Source organism: Ruegeria sp. AH3 (assembly GCF_056536265.1).
Window position 1 is genome coordinate 129,928 of record NZ_JBQFJL010000003.1, and the last position, 16,525, is coordinate 146,452.

20 protein-coding genes are annotated in these 16,525 nt (G+C 54.7%); 4 read left to right on the plus strand and 16 right to left on the minus strand.

Features of this window, described 5'->3' with window-relative positions:
* Window positions 1-47 precede the first annotated feature (47 nt).
* The 4 genes from ACR3EM_RS21985 to ACR3EM_RS22000 all read right to left on the minus strand — a co-directional run bounded on the left by ACR3EM_RS21985 (window position 48) and on the right by ACR3EM_RS22000 (window position 3,052).
* The gene (locus ACR3EM_RS21985; protein WP_480473171.1) at window positions 48-365 is read right to left on the minus strand and encodes a hypothetical protein; all 318 of its coding nucleotides are present in this window, start codon (window positions 363-365) and stop codon (window positions 48-50) included.
* A 27-nt stretch (window positions 366-392) separates the two neighbouring features.
* A complete protein-coding gene (locus ACR3EM_RS21990) occupies window positions 393-1,001 on the minus strand; it encodes a GNAT family N-acetyltransferase (protein ID WP_480473173.1) in 609 nt (202 codons plus the stop codon).
* Window positions 1,002-1,062: 61 nt separating this feature from the next.
* The gene (locus ACR3EM_RS21995) at window positions 1,063-1,740 is read right to left on the minus strand and encodes a hypothetical protein (protein ID WP_480473175.1); all 678 of its coding nucleotides are present in this window, start codon (window positions 1,738-1,740) and stop codon (window positions 1,063-1,065) included.
* 322 nt (window positions 1,741-2,062) lie between these two features.
* On the minus strand, window positions 2,063-3,052 hold the full coding sequence (locus tag ACR3EM_RS22000; RefSeq protein WP_480473177.1) for a homocysteine S-methyltransferase family protein: 990 nt from the start codon (window positions 3,050-3,052) through the stop codon (window positions 2,063-2,065).
* A 149-nt stretch (window positions 3,053-3,201) separates the two neighbouring features.
* Between ACR3EM_RS22000 and ACR3EM_RS22005 the strand changes: the two genes are divergently transcribed.
* Window positions 3,202-4,788 (plus strand): winged helix-turn-helix domain-containing protein, encoded by a 1,587-nt coding sequence (locus ACR3EM_RS22005; protein WP_480473179.1) that lies wholly within the window; start codon window positions 3,202-3,204, stop codon window positions 4,786-4,788.
* On the opposite strand, the gene ACR3EM_RS22010 is transcribed toward ACR3EM_RS22005, so the two are convergent.
* Window positions 4,730-5,758: an MFS transporter gene (locus tag ACR3EM_RS22010; RefSeq protein ID WP_480473181.1), complete on the minus strand. Its 1,029-nt coding sequence runs from the start codon at window positions 5,756-5,758 to the stop codon at window positions 4,730-4,732. The two genes, ACR3EM_RS22005 and ACR3EM_RS22010, sit on opposite strands and share 59 nt — an antisense overlap.
* Before the next feature lie 308 nt (window positions 5,759-6,066).
* On the minus strand, window positions 6,067-6,960 hold the full coding sequence (locus tag ACR3EM_RS22015; RefSeq protein ID WP_480473183.1) for a LysR family transcriptional regulator: 894 nt from the start codon (window positions 6,958-6,960) through the stop codon (window positions 6,067-6,069).
* Between the two features lie 229 nt (window positions 6,961-7,189).
* On the opposite strand from ACR3EM_RS22015, the gene ACR3EM_RS22020 reads away from it, so the two are divergent.
* Window positions 7,190-7,480 (plus strand): DUF1330 domain-containing protein, encoded by a 291-nt coding sequence (locus ACR3EM_RS22020; RefSeq protein ID WP_480473185.1) that lies wholly within the window; start codon window positions 7,190-7,192, stop codon window positions 7,478-7,480.
* A gap of 53 nt (window positions 7,481-7,533) precedes the next feature.
* A complete protein-coding gene (locus ACR3EM_RS22025) occupies window positions 7,534-8,373 on the plus strand; it encodes an MOSC domain-containing protein (RefSeq protein ID WP_480473187.1) in 840 nt (279 codons plus the stop codon).
* A gap of 205 nt (window positions 8,374-8,578) precedes the next feature.
* On the opposite strand, the gene ACR3EM_RS22030 is transcribed toward ACR3EM_RS22025, so the two are convergent.
* Together ACR3EM_RS22030 and ACR3EM_RS22035 are read right to left on the minus strand one after the other, a co-directional pair.
* Entirely contained in the window at window positions 8,579-8,875 is a 297-nt protein-coding gene (locus tag ACR3EM_RS22030) for an AzlD domain-containing protein (protein ID WP_480473189.1), read from the minus strand.
* A complete protein-coding gene (locus ACR3EM_RS22035; protein WP_480473191.1) occupies window positions 8,872-9,552 on the minus strand; it encodes an AzlC family ABC transporter permease in 681 nt (226 codons plus the stop codon). Before ACR3EM_RS22035 ends, ACR3EM_RS22030 begins: the two co-directional genes overlap by 4 nt.
* Before the next feature lie 266 nt (window positions 9,553-9,818).
* Between ACR3EM_RS22035 and ACR3EM_RS22040 the strand changes: the two genes are divergently transcribed.
* Window positions 9,819-10,271, plus strand: a complete 453-nt coding sequence (locus ACR3EM_RS22040; protein WP_480473193.1) for an Lrp/AsnC family transcriptional regulator — start codon at window positions 9,819-9,821, stop codon at window positions 10,269-10,271.
* 258 nt (window positions 10,272-10,529) lie between these two features.
* Here ACR3EM_RS22040 and ACR3EM_RS22045 read toward each other — a convergent pair whose 3' ends face one another.
* From ACR3EM_RS22045 to ACR3EM_RS22080, 8 genes are all read right to left on the minus strand, one after another.
* Window positions 10,530-10,817, minus strand: coding sequence for a hypothetical protein (locus tag ACR3EM_RS22045; RefSeq protein ID WP_480473194.1), 288 nt, complete (start codon window positions 10,815-10,817; stop codon window positions 10,530-10,532).
* 121 nt (window positions 10,818-10,938) lie between these two features.
* The gene (locus tag ACR3EM_RS22050) at window positions 10,939-11,889 is read right to left on the minus strand and encodes a DMT family transporter (protein ID WP_480473196.1); all 951 of its coding nucleotides are present in this window, start codon (window positions 11,887-11,889) and stop codon (window positions 10,939-10,941) included.
* Between the two features lie 128 nt (window positions 11,890-12,017).
* Complete coding sequence (locus ACR3EM_RS22055) at window positions 12,018-12,761, minus strand: alpha/beta fold hydrolase (protein ID WP_480473198.1); 744 nt, start codon at window positions 12,759-12,761, stop codon at window positions 12,018-12,020.
* A gap of 211 nt (window positions 12,762-12,972) precedes the next feature.
* Window positions 12,973-13,509 (minus strand): AAA family ATPase, encoded by a 537-nt coding sequence (locus ACR3EM_RS22060; protein ID WP_480473200.1) that lies wholly within the window; start codon window positions 13,507-13,509, stop codon window positions 12,973-12,975.
* Between the two features lie 31 nt (window positions 13,510-13,540).
* Window positions 13,541-13,921: a GFA family protein gene (locus ACR3EM_RS22065; RefSeq protein ID WP_480473202.1), complete on the minus strand. Its 381-nt coding sequence runs from the start codon at window positions 13,919-13,921 to the stop codon at window positions 13,541-13,543.
* Complete coding sequence (locus ACR3EM_RS22070; RefSeq protein ID WP_480473204.1) at window positions 13,914-14,483, minus strand: DUF2087 domain-containing protein; 570 nt, start codon at window positions 14,481-14,483, stop codon at window positions 13,914-13,916. The genes ACR3EM_RS22065 and ACR3EM_RS22070 overlap by 8 nt, the downstream gene beginning before the upstream one ends.
* A gap of 228 nt (window positions 14,484-14,711) precedes the next feature.
* The gene (locus ACR3EM_RS22075; protein WP_480473206.1) at window positions 14,712-15,128 is read right to left on the minus strand and encodes a VOC family protein; all 417 of its coding nucleotides are present in this window, start codon (window positions 15,126-15,128) and stop codon (window positions 14,712-14,714) included.
* Window positions 15,129-15,199: 71 nt separating this feature from the next.
* Window positions 15,200-16,450 (minus strand): MFS transporter, encoded by a 1,251-nt coding sequence (locus tag ACR3EM_RS22080; RefSeq protein WP_480473208.1) that lies wholly within the window; start codon window positions 16,448-16,450, stop codon window positions 15,200-15,202.
* Window positions 16,451-16,525: the final 75 nt, after the last annotated feature.

Below are 16,525 nucleotides of genomic sequence, written 5' to 3' on the forward strand. Positions count from 1 at the left end.
CAAGAGGGATTGAGGTCGATTGTTCACTTTTGATACCTCACAAAAATTCAACACGGTTGGGAAAAGAGCCAGATGCTGACGATGGCCAGCCCCAATCCAGCCAATTGCGGCAACCCAAGGCGCTCGCCAAAAAGAAGCACGCCAAGTACAGAAAGCGCGATGACCTGACTCATGTTGGACATGACTGCACCTTGCCCAAGCCCGTGCGCTAGCAGTCGAAAATAGGCCAAATTGCCAAGCCCAAGTACGACAATGGCGATCAGCAGGACAAAACCGGCACCCGTGTCAGCAAACTGTTTGAGCAGTACGCTGCCCAAAGTGAAGCTGGCACCGGCCGCAGAAAGAACGAACCAATAGGACGTCATTGTTGTTTCCTTCGGAACGTTGCTGCTTCACGCAACGTGGACTGTGAGGGATTTCATCAACAGAAGTACATTGCCTGTGTAGTAGGGCGGACTTGGATGCAGACGCACGGGTTCACTTGCAACGCGATCGTACCCTAGCCGTTCATAAAGCCGCACTGCTCCGGTGTTCTGCGCATAGACCTGAATACTCATCTTTTCGAATCCGTTTGCGCGCCCCTGATCTTCGGCTGCCGCCAACAATCGCGTACCAATGCCTTGGTCCCGTCCTTCGGCGAATACGGCCAAGGCGTTGATGAACCATGTGTTCTCCGACTGCTTTTCGAGTGCAACAAATGGTGCTATCGGTGCCGGTAGATCATCAGGATTATCCGCTGGCACTTCGGTAATTGCGTAGCTCAACACCATGCCAACAGGATATCCATGTGGCTCAGCGATCAACGCATTCGTGTAGGAAAACCCACCGATCTTGCGCTTGGCTCGTTCGATGCCGATCTCGAGGGGCGTTTGCCCTTCGACACAGGCGCGGGTCCAGAGCCAGTTCGGGATGCCTTCACCCGCAAGATTGATCAGCTTGGCCATGCTTTCAGCGTCCGAAGGTTCTGCCTGGCGAATAGGAGGAGGTGTCTGGATATTCATTTCTAAGCCTCAAAGGAGAGATAGGGGCGAGCCAGTAAGTGGCTCGCCAACTGATCGAAGTTTATGTTGACGGGGCAAAGTGCGCTTCAGAGATTGGTCCTACCGGCACACCGGAATCCCACTCCAGGTGGTCATGCTCGTCGATGGGCAACGGTCGCTCGTCTCCTTTTTCGTAAGCTGCGTCTTGTGCGCCAGCCGCAGCCTCAACAGGCTGTTCGAACGCATATGTTGCACTCAGTCCCCAGAAATCGGTGAAGCCCAGCGTCGTTTGGATCAGGCCACCATCAATTCCCGCATAGTCGCCGGTTGTCCCGGTCACCGGACGCAGGTTGGGCTGACCGATATCTGCAATTTCGGTGCCTTGGGTGACGACCGTTGCGCCGTCGTCGAACGCAAAGGTCTGACGGCTGATGATCCAGACACCGGTGGTGGCATTCCCACCTTCGCCGACGAAGTACCCATCACAAGTCCATGTGCCAAGAACGAGATCCGGGAATGCTGGGCTGCCGTCCTCGAGAACGCCTACCGTCCCATCGGCAAGCGTGCCTTCCGGGTAGATGTAACCTTGGCTGACAAAGGCATTGCCATGAGCGGGCATTCCGTTTTCATGGACGGGCTGGGCCGCCATGAAGATGCGTGTGTGGTCCTCTGCCACGTCAAAGGCCGACAGCATCTCGGCATTTGCAAACCCGGGCGCAAGGGCGATCGCTGTGGCGATCAGAAGGTTGTTCGGTTTCATTTTAGTCTCCTTTTAAATAGCGGTTGAGGTTGGAAATGGGCGCACGTAACGCCTGTGGCGCCGTCCGGTTTCTGCACCGGTCGGTCGTTCTTGATTCACGCGAGATCTTCAGAGCCGCGGAAATTCTAGGTTGGGCATTTCCCGCCGACCTTGCGGCGGCAACCCGATGTCAGACCGCAGGTGATCATCCAGATAGTCGACCAAGGATCCCATCTGACGTTGACGCCAACGCGCTCGCAGCGCTTTGCGTACTTGAAGAATGGCCGACGATAAGCCACCGCGCCGACACGGGGGCAACGCCCAAGAGGTCGTAAAGGTCGTATCAGCTGGCATGTTTCTTTCCTTCGATGCGATTTTGACTGCGATTTGCGTGATCCGATGTGCCAAGCGCTTCGCAGATGGCCGCGATATGCCGATGGTCAGTGCCACAGCAGCCACCGACTACCGTCAAGTTGGGCAATAGGACGTCGAGGCCCGCATAGAGCGCACCAAGTTCAATTGGGTCTCCATCATCAAGCGTATCAGCTGAGTCGAGCTCTTCATGGCTCAGGCGCGAAGCGTTCGCCCGGATTCCCCTGATGCGCGCCGTCCAATCCCCGTGAAGGACGTGCGCGAAGTGATCCGGATGCGCACAATTAATCATGTAGTAGGCCGGTGCCGCGTCCGTGGCAGCATCAACCCGCGCGATGGCATCCTTCAACGTCTCACCGGAGGGAAGTTTGCCGTCGGTTTCCACCGTAAAGGCGATTGCAAGCGGCATGGCCTTCGCCTTGGCCGCTCGGGCGATGCCGATGGCCTCTTCGGAGTAGGTCACGGTTATGGCAGACACCATGTCCGCCCCAAACTCATAGAACCAGCCGATCTGAACGCCGTGGTAGGCTTCCGCCTGATCCTCGGTCAGCAGGCGTGCGGGCGCGTATCCATCATCTTGCGGGCCGATTACCCCGTTTATGACGAATGGGCTCGTTTCAGGTTGCTCTAGCCGTTCCCGCAAGGCCCTGAGCGCGCAAACGGCTTCACGATGCACTGCGCGAAGTTCGTCATGCGATACACCAAGTTCAGCCGCCCATCGGGCACTGGCACGCCAGGTTGGCGTGTCCATTAGAAATCCACGCTGCTCGGCAAGGGCGATCCGTGCGTGACGTTCCATATAGGCGTCCATCGTCGCCACACCTTTATCGGTGTCGAGCGCAGTAAAGGCAGCGAACAAAGGCAAATCGATGCCTTCGTGAAAGATCAGGGTCGTCTCAAGTCCGCCATCAGTGATCATCTGTGTACCGTTCAATTGCGGCAAAGCACTGCGGTATTTCATGGTCTACTCTCCAAAACGCATCGTTGAATCGCGACAAGGTGTTGAGAGTGGACCTACGCTGCGTTGACACGCAGAGCTTGAGAGAAGTCTGAGAATTTCCTGAGATCGTGCTTTTATTCGGTAAGAAGTTAGAGGATTCTAGCCCGGCCATGAGAATCATGATCGCTGATACCGAGATCGACTTTGATCAGATGACGACCCTCAGGGGCGGTCACACGGCGGCGCTTACCCGTCAAACTCTCGGTATATTGCGCGCGCTGCACGCGGCGGGCGGAGAAATCGTAAGCAAGGACGAATTGATCGAGCAAGTCTGGAACGGGCGTATCATCACGGATGCAACACTCTCGACGGCGATCAAAGAGGCACGGCGTGCCGTCGGGGACTCAGGCAATGTTCAAAGAGTGATCAAGACCGTGCATGGGGTCGGATTTCGGCTGTCCGAAGTCGCCAAACCCATCGCCTGTGGCGCGAATGCGCGATCGCAGTTGCCCTGCATGATCGTCTTGCCTTTTCGCAGCCTCAGTGCGCAAGAAGACGACCAACAAATCGCCGACGGGTTCAGCGAAGAAATCACTTCAAACCTGACACGGTTCCGTAATCTGCGCGTCTTGTCGCAACTCACCGGCCTGCACATTCATGAAAACCGGATGGATCACGCAAGTATTGCTGAATATTATGGCGTCGATTTTATCCTGGAAGGCAGTTTGCGCCGATCCTCTGAGCGACTGCGGGTGACCATTCAAGTCAGCGACGCCTATTCGGGTGAGATTGCCCTGATCGAGCAATTTGACCGAACCGCGCAGCCGCAGGACATCTTTGAATTGCAGAACGAGATTGGACTGTTGACCGCCGGTCGCGTCGGGTCCCAGCACGGTGATCTCGGCTACCGCATCCGGCAGCGAGCGGTCACTGGGCAATCGAAAACCTGGGACGTCTACGCGGCGGTCGCAAAGTTCTATGAGTTCTATAAAACCTACGACCCGCAGCTACACTTGGAACTTCGCAATACTTTGCCAATGCTGCTGCAAGTCGATCAAGGCTCGTCCGACGGTTGGGCCGCGTATGCGCATGTTCTGCTGGAAGAACGGCGGTATCACCTGAACGAACGTCCCGGTATCGACGCCCCACACCAGGCCTTGGCAGCAGCGCAGCGGGGGGTCGCTTGCGATCCTCAAAGCGGGTTCGCCCGTATGGTGTTGGCGCTTTGCCAGTTCCACACACACGATCTTCCGGGCTTTCGAGCGTCCGCAGACACGGCCCTCAAACTTAATCCGGGACATGCCGATATCCTCGCCGAAATCGGGCATTGCCATGCCTTTTTGGGTGATTTTGACCGCGCAATTCCTTTGCTTGATCAAGCGATTGACCTAAGCCCCATTCACCCCGGCTGGTATCACTATGCCCATGCCTGGCGATTTGCCCTTGGCGATTTCTGGCAGGCCGCGCTTCTGGAGATCGAAAAAGTCCCGATGGACGGATTCCCCTGGTACCATGCACACCTCGCATGGTTTCACGCGGAACTAGGCAATCTGAGAGAGGCGGAGGCCGCACGCGACGCACTGCTGGGGATATTGCCGGACTTCGAAGATCACGTTCCCGAAGAAATGGTCTTTAATCATTTCACAGGGCCATTGGTCGACAAGGCTTTTGAAGGATGGCGCAAGGCAGGGCTCATAGTCAATCTTCCCGACGAAAAGGCGATCGTGACAATGCCGCAAACGCAGCAACAAGAATAGTCGCGGCAAGCAGAGTGTATCCTCCGAGCGAAATGATCAGCGCCCCTGCGACGCCACCGAAGGCAAAACCCAAAAGGTAAATTGCCATTGCCTCTGTCGCCCGCGCGCCCGCCAGGCCAAGGTAAAGCGGAAAGAACAGAAACAACGCAAAACCGTTTGCAAGGATCATGAGTCCCAGTGCGAGCATGTCGGATGTCACGTAGCTTGCAGCGCCGGAAATCCCCGCCGCCAACAAGGACACGTCGCGCACAATTCTTGTCCCAAACACTGGAACCACTCCAGCGATCCACGATCCAACGGCGCTCGCTACCAAACTCCCCAAGAGCCAGTATGACATCGCCTCGGCCGAACCGATGGTTTGTCCAAAAAGCTCCAGAAACGTCCAATAGGCCCCCATCATCACGAAAAACGGGACCATTCGAAGTGTGGTGCCGGAAAGAACCATCTCGGATCGGATTGGCAGGCGCGATTTGGAAACTTCACATCGCGGTACAAAGAGGATGACTGCAAGAACCGTCAAAACCGGAAATGGACCAACCCGAAGCAACGGCTCAACAAGGTAGACGCAAAGGGACAAACCAAGCCCGATAGTCAGAGCGACACTCAACTGACGCACCCGTCGTGGGTCCTGGGACACGCAACTAAGTGCCCCCCGACTGAGAGCGCCTAGTGCCAGACCAAGAGCCCCACATGCTACCGTCGCCACGAATACAGAAAGGTGGGCTCCGGCCGAGAGGGTCACTAGCGCGAGAAACGCCAATACCGTTGAAAACCGCTCATTCAGAAAAGGTATGAAGCCAGCACATGTGCTGGCAGCGGAGAGCAAGAGCAAACTTGCATGAAGTCCCGAGGCAGTGTCGGTGAGTACGTGAGCCCGAGCCAAACTACCTACCCAAATTGGAACAGTATTTAACAGAACCGCCCCAAATACGATGACCAACAACTCAGGGCGCACAATGGTTTTCCGCATGGTTTCTCCCGATCAGCACGCCAGCGGTATTAGACCTCAGAATAACTACTTGAAACTGCGTTCTTTGCTGTCTGAAACAGATTGTAATTTGCTACAAAACGTATTGACGGTAGTTAAGTCCTGAATTCCAAAACCTGACAAGCACGCTATCGTTGTTTTGCCTATTAATTTCGGCACAACGCCGGTGAGCGCGTCTATCTCGGTCAAGTGTCTTCTATCGATCAAACCCTCGGCGATTGCGCGGCTCAGAGCGCCGTAGCGGTGTGAGTTCGCAAAGATGGCCAAACATCTCCGTAGCCATTCTCGTATCAACAGTCTGTTTGTTGCTCCAAGTTTCGGGCTTGGTCGCAATGATCTTTGATGGCACTTTTTAGCGCTGCGACATTGGGCGACAATCTACCCTTCGGCCACGCCAGCTTTGTTCGCAACGTGTTGCTCCCTTCCGGCAGATGCGTGACCCGCAGCCTACGAGCCGATGGAAAGGTATCAATGACGCTGTACGGAACGAGTGCCGCACCCATTCCAGCCAGTACGCAGCCCAGCATGGCATGATAAGAACCCATTTGGATTGTGCGCTCAGCAACATCTGCTTGTTGCGCATACCATTGCTCAAGAAGCTTGCGGTGGGGGCATCCATGCTCAAAAACCAATACTGTTCGAGGGCAGCCATTCTTACCTCCAATCGGTGCATGTGTATCCGACGTCACAAGGACCGGCGTTTCCGTGAAAGCTGTCATCTGGTCAAATCGCTTCTCCGGAACAGGCTCCGCGACAAAGGCAGCGTCGATCTCACCTTGCATCAAAGCATCGAGAAGCATGACAGGATTGCCCGTCTGCATCTCCAGAATCACACTGGGAAAACGTTCGGAGAACGTAGCAAGCGGTCCAGGGAGGCGAACCGCCGCGGTGCTTTCCATCGATCCGATACGCAGGACGCCTGTTGGCTTGTCCGAATGCAGTGCGTCCTCTGCTTCTTCAGCCAGCGCCAGAAGTCGCTCGGCATACTCCATCAGAATCTTGCCAGCCGGGGTAAGAACCATCTTACGACCTTGTCGGATAAAGAGCGTCGTCTCCAATCGACCCTCAAGTTGCTGGATGCGACTTGTAACTGCGGATTGCACGCGACCCAGACGCTCTGCAGCGCGTGTTACGCCGCCCTCGTGCACGACCGCGCGAAGAACCCGCAAATCGGAAAGCTCCATCTATCCATCTCCGAAATCGATCTTTTAGATCAAAATAACTCGTTTTTGTCGATGGCGCCACTGCATTAAAACGCACTGAAAGCCACATCTCGAGTTTCAGGAGAACGAAATGGACAACCAAGACCCCGCACATGTCCTGGAAAGCCAAATCCACATTTCACCCAATGCAGACGTTGCCATGATCGCCCCTGCAAGCGACATAATACATTAAATCAAAAGAGGAACAAAAATGCCAAAAGGGTATTGGATTGTGCGGGTAGCCGTACACAACAACAGTGAATATCCCGAGTATCTTGAAGCCGCGCTAGAGGCTTTTGAAAAGTTCGATGCAAAATTCCACGTGCGTGGAGGTCGATACGTCGCCCTTGAAGGTGCCTCACGTGACCGAAATGTGGTGGTTGAGTTCAAGGACTTCGACACGGCATTGGCATGCTATAACTCTCCCGAATACAGCGCTGCGCGCGCCATTAGGCAGGCAAATGCAGATGCAGATTTTCTGATCGCGGAAGGTGTTTCCTGATGCTGGCTCGGAGTTTTTCGTCGTTTGCGATCTAAGTTTGGATATCTTCAGCTATGAAAAAGACAACTTTCCCATCCTCTATCCGGTCCTCCGAAAACAAGTCTTTTTCGGATTGTTTGGCCCAAATTCTGGGCGCTGATTTGAACGAAATTCCCGCTGCGCCCGATGACCTTGGGCTAGAGAAAATCGGTTACTGGCTGGCCGCTCAAAACCTTGCTCTTATCCCTGTCCGCGCGCCCGAGTGTTTTCAATGGGCCGGATGGTGGATCGGGCGACTTGAGGGCGGTGATGGGTATGTTGCGATGGCGGGTACGCCATCCGGTGTGGCCTGGGTGCCAGAAGGAATCATGAGTGGATGTGGAGATGTCTTGGAGGGTTGGGTCATCGCCCCCCCTGCATTGGCTCTGCCCAGCCGCGATGAAAAGCAAGGGACCATCGAAGCAATTTTCCGGTTTGCAGACTCCGGCGCACCCGGAGAATTGCTGTCATCGGCGCGCCTTATTGCAGGCGTCGGCATTGACGGCGACCGCTACGCACTCGGAAAGGGACACTTCCAGAGCGAAGGCCGTTGGGGTCAGGCTCTCACGCTCATTGAAGCAGAAGCAATAGAGTTTTTGGCATCGGAACACGATGTCGAGATGTCAGCCGTGGACGCTCGAAGGAACATTGTGACGCGCGGTATCGATCTCAATGCCTTAATGGGTCAACGCTTTCGGGTTGGCGGCATCCTGTGCCAGGGATCTCGGCTGGCGGAACCGTGCGCATGGCTGCAAAGAACGACGCCGCCCGGCATGCTCCGAGGTCTTGTTCATCGTGGCGGCTTAAGAGCCGACATCCTGGAGGATGGAGAGATAAGACAGGGCGGCAGCATTAAGCCCGAAACCTGTAGTTGAAGTGAGTGACAATCAGCTGGGCGAAGGGAACAATTGATGCCAGTTGAGTCATAACTAGTCTGGGCAATTTGCCAATTTTGAAGTACCCGTAGCAACTAATAAGTCAGTAAAGTTCGTGCCGAAACGAGCGGCCCAATGCGGACCTTGGCCAAAAGTTCATCGCGAGGCTTTCTCGCAGCCTTCGTCTGAAAGGTTGGTTCATACTTCAGCCGATAAAGACACCGACGCCATTGAAAGCCAACACGCCAAACAACATCGCGATGACAACGTTGTTTGTGAAATAGGTTGCTGCAAGAGCCGCTACCGCCGAGATCCAACCAACCACAGACTCATTTGCAAGCGACACCGCAACCAGACTGACAAGGATCAACCCAGGAAGCTCTTTCAGGATCCAGGAATGCTTGGATCGTCGAATCCATTGGCCGGCAACGAGCCCTGATATTCTGACCATTATCGTCGCTATCGCCAGAAATCCGATAAAATACAAATGAACCGAGGTCATGGGTGCTCCTCCTGCAGAACTTTCTGCAGATAAATTGCGACTAATCCTGCGAAGGCACCGGCCAAAATTCCAAACGCGGAAGAGACGCCAATACTGCAGGTTCCCAAGGCGAATACTGCCGAGGTCAACCAGGGTAGCAACTGTGACTTTCTTTGCCATAGCCCATAAGTCATCGCTATGAATGCAGCCGTGAATGCAAAGCCAATTCCGTAGCGCTCTAGGCCAGGCAGCGCGTTTCCGACCGCAGCGCCCATCGTGGTGGACAAGACCCATACACCTATCATGACGAGGCCAGAACCATAAAGAAATGCCGCTCCAACATCGGGTGATCTTTCCCGTTGCGCCATCGTCAGTGCCCAGTTTTCATCACTGACCAGATGGATGGCGAGTAGTTTTTGTTTGATGGAAAGACCGTCCAGAACCTCTGACAGGGACGCAACAATTGCAACATAGCGCAGATTGAGCGCCGCCCCCGCGATGATTGCTGCAATAACCGAGCCGGTTGTGGAAAGCTGTTCGACGGCGACGATCTGCGATGATCCTGCATATACGGAAGCACTGAGTACGCCCACACTCCACCAAGTGAAACCTGCTTGTGCAGCCAGAATCCCGAATGCGAATCCGTAGAAAGATGCAGCCAGTGCAAGCGGCAGAATTGCAATCGCACCGCGTTTCATGTGCGAACGTCTGCAGCGGTGCAAAGCTTGGTTAGCCATAGCCGTAAAAGTACAAAAAAAGCACGTTTATCCCGGTTTCGAACTTTAGGTGGATTGTGTTTCGTTCCAACAATCATCCCGTTTGCCTCCTTCGTTTTGGCAAACAAGACCTAACAATTGCCGAAGCGGCGAACTCGCAAAACGCACTGCCATCGCACTAAAATCTCGCATCCACTCGCGATCTCTGCGAGATTTCCGCAGTAGAGCCGTTTATTGGGTGTCGAATTATGGAAGAAGTTGATGAATTCGACAGGCGCATTCTTGCGCTTATGAAGGTGGACAGTCGTCGGACCGGCGATCAGCTTTCCGGCGATGTCGGCTTATCTTCGGCCGCTTGTCTGCGTCGCGTGCAGCGGTTGCGAAAAATTGGCGCGATCGAGCGCGAAGTTGCAATTGTTTCGCCAAAGCTAGAAGATCGCCCCCTGGTCATTGTAGTCCTGCTTTCAATCGAAGGGCACAATCCAAAAACAATGGATGAATTCTGTCGCGACCTTCGAAAAAGCCCGACAGTGAACAGAATGCTATGGGTTACGGGCGACGACGATATCGTCCTTATCCTGCATTGCTCTTCCATGACGGAATTTGACGAGTTCGCAACGGCCTATATGAATGACAGTCCTGTATCCGGCTACAAAACACTGGTTTCGATGCGCGAGTACAACGTATGGGACAAGCGGTGACAGGGTAGTCTTGGCCACACCGCCTGATGCCTACCGTTAAAAAACCAAAAACAGTTCTCAAGGCATGCTGCGCCTGAATGCGATCAGACAGATCAGTGTTGTGCAGCAAACCCATTGCCTTTGGCGCAAGCGGTGTAGCGGTATGCGTGCAGTTTAATTTTAGGAACTAAGCCGTCTATAGACTCAAACCCGTAAGCCAAGAATCCTCCAAAATTGGAACTCGTTGCTTTAACGCCCACCATTCCAGACAACGACCAGCTAGGTCGATGACTCAAATGTGCCGCCATAAAACACTTTAATGTCTGTTTTCTGCGCATTGCCGACTTTAGCGCGGACCGCAGCATCCGTCGATTTTGGGCTCAGCGCTGATCTTGGAGAAAACGCAGCATAAGCCCCTGCCCTGATTTCCACGACATACCCCACGGCCCAGAGCCGACCTTGAGCACTGTGTTCAAATGCTGCGATCGCAACCCGCTTTGCGGCCGTTCGCTGCACTGCCAAAATTTGTGTCTGTTCCAACTCACAGTCTGCGGACTTTGCCGCCATTCGTTTGTCTTCGCTGAATGTCCGCTACTTAAAAATAGACCCGACGCTTGGCCGGGCCTGTTGGTGACGACGGGGATCGTCACTCCTTAATGTGCTTGTAAAAAGTATTCCAGAAAGCGCCTCATTCTACTTTTTGGGGCTTGTGCCTGGCAAAGCGGGAAAAAAGCCGACCGTCGGTTACAGCAAAGCCAAGAGCAATGATGGCAAACCCGACCCAAGCTTCCGGCTCCATCTTTTCACCTAGAAACGTGACACCAAGACCGATAGCGAACGGTGGGATCAGCAGCGTAACCAAAAGAAGATTGGCGGCTCCGGCGCGCGCAAGGATTGCGAAATAAAGTACATAGGCCAGCGCTGTTGATAGAGCGGCCATCCCAATAAGCGCTGCCCATACACCAGCAGACAGAGCGAAGCTTGGAGGGCCATCCATCACAAGAACAATAGGGATCATAAGCACTGTGCTGCCGATCAGCATACCAAGTGCATTTACAAGTGGTGGTTGGCCCGAAAGAGCTGTTCTGCCCCAGACCCCAGCAAAAGCATAAGAGAGCGTCGCCCCAAGGATAGCCAGCTGTGCCAGATTGCTAGGATTAAACTCAGTTAATGCGCTTGGCCCCATAATGAAGGCCACCCCTATAATACCTAGGGCAGCACCTGCTATTTTCTTCGGAGTCAGCGGCTCATCCTTCAGAAGTAAGCCAGCCACGACCGCTGCAAACATTGCTGTTGTTGCGTTGAGGATTGAGGCCAACCCGCTGTCTATTTGCGTTTGCCCCCAGAAGATCAACGAAAATGGGATGGCATTGTTGAGCGCTCCCATAACGAGATAAGCTCCCCATACCTGAGGGGCACGTGGAACACTCAATCCTTTGAATAGGACGATGAGTGCCAGAATAGGGACTGCCCAGATCACCCTATGCAACGTTATTGTCAGCGGTGGCACTTCAGTTAGTGCAACCTCGCCGAAGAAGAACGACCCGCCCCAAACAGCCGCGAGCAGAAGCAGCATGACGCTTGCTGTAAAATCCATTGCTGGCATGGGGCGATTTGTCATGTCTTCTGGTTCCGTCACTAACTGTCACCTAACGGATTAGCTTACGTGACCCCGACACCGCGACCCGGTTCTTGCGGAAAACCATTACAAAGCCAGCTTTCATCTATCCAATTGTGAACGGCTGTATTCGTCTATCGGTGGAGTGCCTAAGCGATCATTTCTGCAAGCCTTTCGGGTTGATCAACGCTCGCCCAGTGTGTGGCCTTTTCGAGAACGATCCGATCCATCTTGTTTTCTTCCAGCCAACGGACGGTGCTGTACGGACAGTTGTCAGGATTGTAGAGATAAATCACATTTGCCGCGTTCTGCAAAAGCTCGCCGGGCACGCAGTCTGCTGAAAAATGTCGCGCGTCTGTCCCGAGTTGCCACAGCGCCAGAGTATCGGCCTTCGATACTTCACTACGATACCGTCGAATGATTGGTGCCGTTTTCGCCATTTCATCAAGCCGCTCAAGAAACGCCTCACGAAACGCAAACGGATCACTGGAGTCGGCAGCAGTTCCAGAAAAATAAGCATCCTCGGCAGTGATATTACCTTCTAATGAAATGATGGTTGTCAAAGGACAGCTTGCCCTTTTGACAGCCAGCGAAGCTATGATTGAAGCAACCGAATGAGCAACAATGATTTCGGCTCCGTGCTTGTTCGCCTCGTCGGCGACGGTTTGCGCAAGTGCTTCGAGAGTTGTTTTCTTTGCCAGAGGCTGAGCGCCAAATCCCGGAAGATTAATAGGTAGCAAACGATAGCTGTTGGCGAGGTGGGTGTCAGCCATACTTTCAAACATGCTCGCATTGTCACCAAAGCCTGCAACACAGAGAATGGCGGGCCTTTCATCGTTCGCTTGACTGGGGTGTTTGGTCATTTCGGATTCCAGAGCATCGTATGCAGACATTAACACTACTCCGCAGCAATCGACAATTTGGGCTCGATGCCGACATCGGAGCAGGTGCGGCAAGTCCCTTGCCCCATGTCATACTGCCACCGAGGACGGCCCTTAGCCGACCTTCGCCCATACAGATACTCGCTGCGGTGCAGCCCGTACTGCCGCCGTTCGCTGCGGGTGCAAAGTCGAGAGCTTGATGGGTTAGAAGCGGACCACTGGTTTAAGCTGCACCGCATATGCTCAGAACGAATTCAACGCGTTGTTGCACTGATACCCTTGGCAGCTCCGTTCTCAAGTAGCCAAGGGTATCTAGTGCGCACAAAATACGGTGATACTCCTGAACTGCTGCGCAGAAGTCGTGTCTGCGCTCACCATCCTGCGTGAAAAGCTCTTTCCATGGCGGAGCCACGAAAACTTGCTTCGCATATTGCCGCGTTTTTCCGAGTGTTTCTGATAGGTCCTGTCCGCCGGAACTCGCTAAAGCAACAGCTGCATCGACCAACCCGCGATCAAAAAAGACAGAACCTTCTAACTCACGCGCTGCGTGCAAGTCGCTCCTTGCAACCTCAATGGCACGCAATGCGAATGCGTGCATGTTGACCCACGGCAAAGCGTGACCCGATCGGGCCAATTCATCCGCAACAATCCGTCGACCGGGCTCTGTCACCGTGGCGTGTCCGCGCTCGCCGAGGGCCTGAAGTAACGTTGACTTCCCGCCACCAGAACAGCCTGTCAGCAAAATCAACTTTTGTCTCATCTCTGTTTCCGAAAACCAATTCTGCTTCGCGCTAACGTTCGTTTTGAGGGAGTCCGTCTGCGAACTCGTAATAGTCCCCTTTCTCGGACACGAAGATATGCATCGCGAGGGACGTATGCGTTGGACCATCGAATACGCCCATGGCGACAGCCGTCCAGTCATGGTGGATCGGATCCCAGAACAGTGTTGATCCACAGGTGCCGCAAAAGCCCCGTCGCGCCTTTTCAGAAGATTGGTACCAGCGCACTGCATCCTCGCCTTCGATCCGAAGTGCCGTACGGGGAATATCTATGGAGGCCTCAAAATGACCGGAATGCTTGCGACATTGCTGGCAGTGGCACGCGGTGGGGCGCGGCAGGTCACTTTCGACGACGATCTTTACGGCGCCGCAAAGGCAAGATCCTCTATGCATGGCCGACCTCCTCTGCTTTTGACGCACGGTTTCGGCGCCGCACGTTCAGTGCTTGAATGAGAGCTTTCGCCTCGACTGGCGGCTCCTGTTCGATGCGTCGGTAGTCGGTACCATCGTTTTGACGCGTCAGAAGCCCGGCAGAAATCATTGTTCGCCGCAGGGTTGCTGGATCTTTGAACGCGTGTTCGAGATTCAGACGCTCGTTGACTTCCTGCTCCATCATCAACTGTGCCGGTGGGAGCCTTGCCCAGAGCGCCCAGAGAGCAAGAGTTTGTACGCTGCGTCTTGACGGCCAGCGAAGGAGACATCCGCTGGCGTCGAATTGATGCAAGGCGCGCTCAACGGCTCTCGCATCAACAGTTTGCCCGTTGGTTGCGCGTGCAAGCCTTTGACCAGCGGCATGGACCGAGCGCATGTGTTGGACGTTTTGAAAACCTGCGGCACGCGCAGCCATATTCATGAGCACGAGGTGCGGCGGGCTTGCGTCACCGAGTTGCTTGGCGAGGGATCGCACAAACACGGTCAAGTCGTCCGCGTGTAACGGCAGAGAGATTTTAGGCATGGGGCTTCCACATCAAGCGCCAATGCTGGATCGTCGGTCGCTGGCTTAACGAAGCGGCGCTCTCAACTGTGTTAGTGAATGCATTGCCGTTCGATCTGTTTGGCAGGTTTAGCTCTCCCAGAGGAGCAGCGACGCCTCGGTTTCTGCCGACCGTGCAAAGTAGATAGCAAACGATGCGACCGAGGCCAAGCCCATCGTTGTATTGCCTGCCCAACCAGACAGTTTCCTTCATCCGTCTCTTCCTGGTTCGCTCTGATCGCTGGAGAATAACGCGATCTTGTTGCCTTGAGGATCGCGCAGGTAGCCGACAAAAAAGTTCGGTCCGTAGGCCTCTCTGAAGCCCGGCGCTCCATCGTCTCTTCCACCCGCCTCAAGTGCAGCGGCATGAAGATCACGAACCTGTTGTTGACTGCGCGCCTCGAACGCGACCATCGTGCCATTTCCTGTTGATGCGGGCTGCCTGTCAAAAGGAGATTTGACATAGAACTCAGGGAGGTTTGGCGCCTGCCCCGGCTTTGTAGGAAGCGCATAGCTCAGGTCACCGTGATAGTGTTCCAGCTGATATCCGAGATCTGGCAGAAACGCGGAGTAGAAGCGTTCAGCGCTCTTCATGTCATCGGCACCTATTGTGATGTAGGCAATCATAGTTAAGCATCCTTGTGATTTGTTCCCATTCGTCGCTTGGCGCGTTTAGTCGCGGCGGTTCGCGCATTTGATCATATTAACCAGTATCGCCGCGCATGTTCGGCCTTAGCCTCTTCGATGGTCATGCGATTTCTACCAAGCGGATCAATTGATGGAAGATCATTGGGTCGTGCTGAAGCGGGCAGAGTGCCGATGGCAAGAACGGCCGCACCGCCGGCAAGCGCCGCAGAAAGGCCAAACATGGCACCCCAGGATATGCCAGCGACGATCCCGGCCAAAACCGCTCCAAACGCGCCTACCCCGTCCAGCAAAGTGAACGCGAAACCCAGCGTCGTACTTTCGTTGCGATCCGAGTGATCAACTGCGGCTGCCAGCATTGTCGCTCGAACTGCGTCCAGCGAGGCAACCCCAAAGGCCATGATTGCAATCATGACCAAGAACGGGGGCTCGAACACCAGTAAACCGATAGCCAGGGCAGCAAACCCGTTTCCAGTCGCGAGTACCGGAAAGCGGCCGAGCTTGTCGGAAATTGATCCAACCAACGGCTGGGCGAGCGCCCCGGCCACAAGCATAGCTGCAAAGATAACCCCAATCTTTCCGGGTGCAAGTGCGTGAACCGTCGCCAAGTAGAGCGGGATCATGCTCATCAGACCAATCAGTGCCATGTTATTGAATGAGACCATGGCAACGAGGCGAACCCCATTTAGACTGCGCCATGTATTCAGAAGCAGCAATAGCTCCTTTCTACTGATACGCGAAGCTTCGGATAAAGGAACCGCCCGCGCGACCCACAAAAAGCAAACGCCAACACAGGCGGTTGGAAGTACCGAAAGCGCCAGAGCAACGCGCCAATCCACAACCGATAACAGCAACCCGATCAACAGTGGCGCGAACACCTCCGCAAAAGACCCTCCAACCGCATGTATTCCCAAAGCGCGGGCGCGCGTTGTCTTGTTGTCGCCGGTCAGTACTCCGGTTGCAATCGGATGCCAGGCCGCGTTGCCCATCCCAGCGAGTGCCAGAAGGATCGCAAGGCTCCAAAATCCTAGCGCCTGTGCTGCGAGCGCATATCCCACGACGACCCAGAAAAAGGTGCCGACAAGAAGACGACCACGGCTCGACACCCGATCTGCGATGAGGCCCGCAGGCAGATAGGCCAAAGCGCCACCAACGCTGAGCAGCGTGAACAGTAGACCGACCTCAGCGGGGGAAAGGTCCATGTGGAGGCCAGCGGCCGGCACGATCAACCATAGCGCTGCGATTGGCCAGTCGATGGCGAAGTGTCCTGCGGCAAACCAGGCCATCAGAGATCGTTCTGTCATAGTGCCTAACCCATTGAGTGCGAAACTTCAGGCACGGTGCCCGACTGATTGGCGATTGTTAGCGAAGGGTGATAT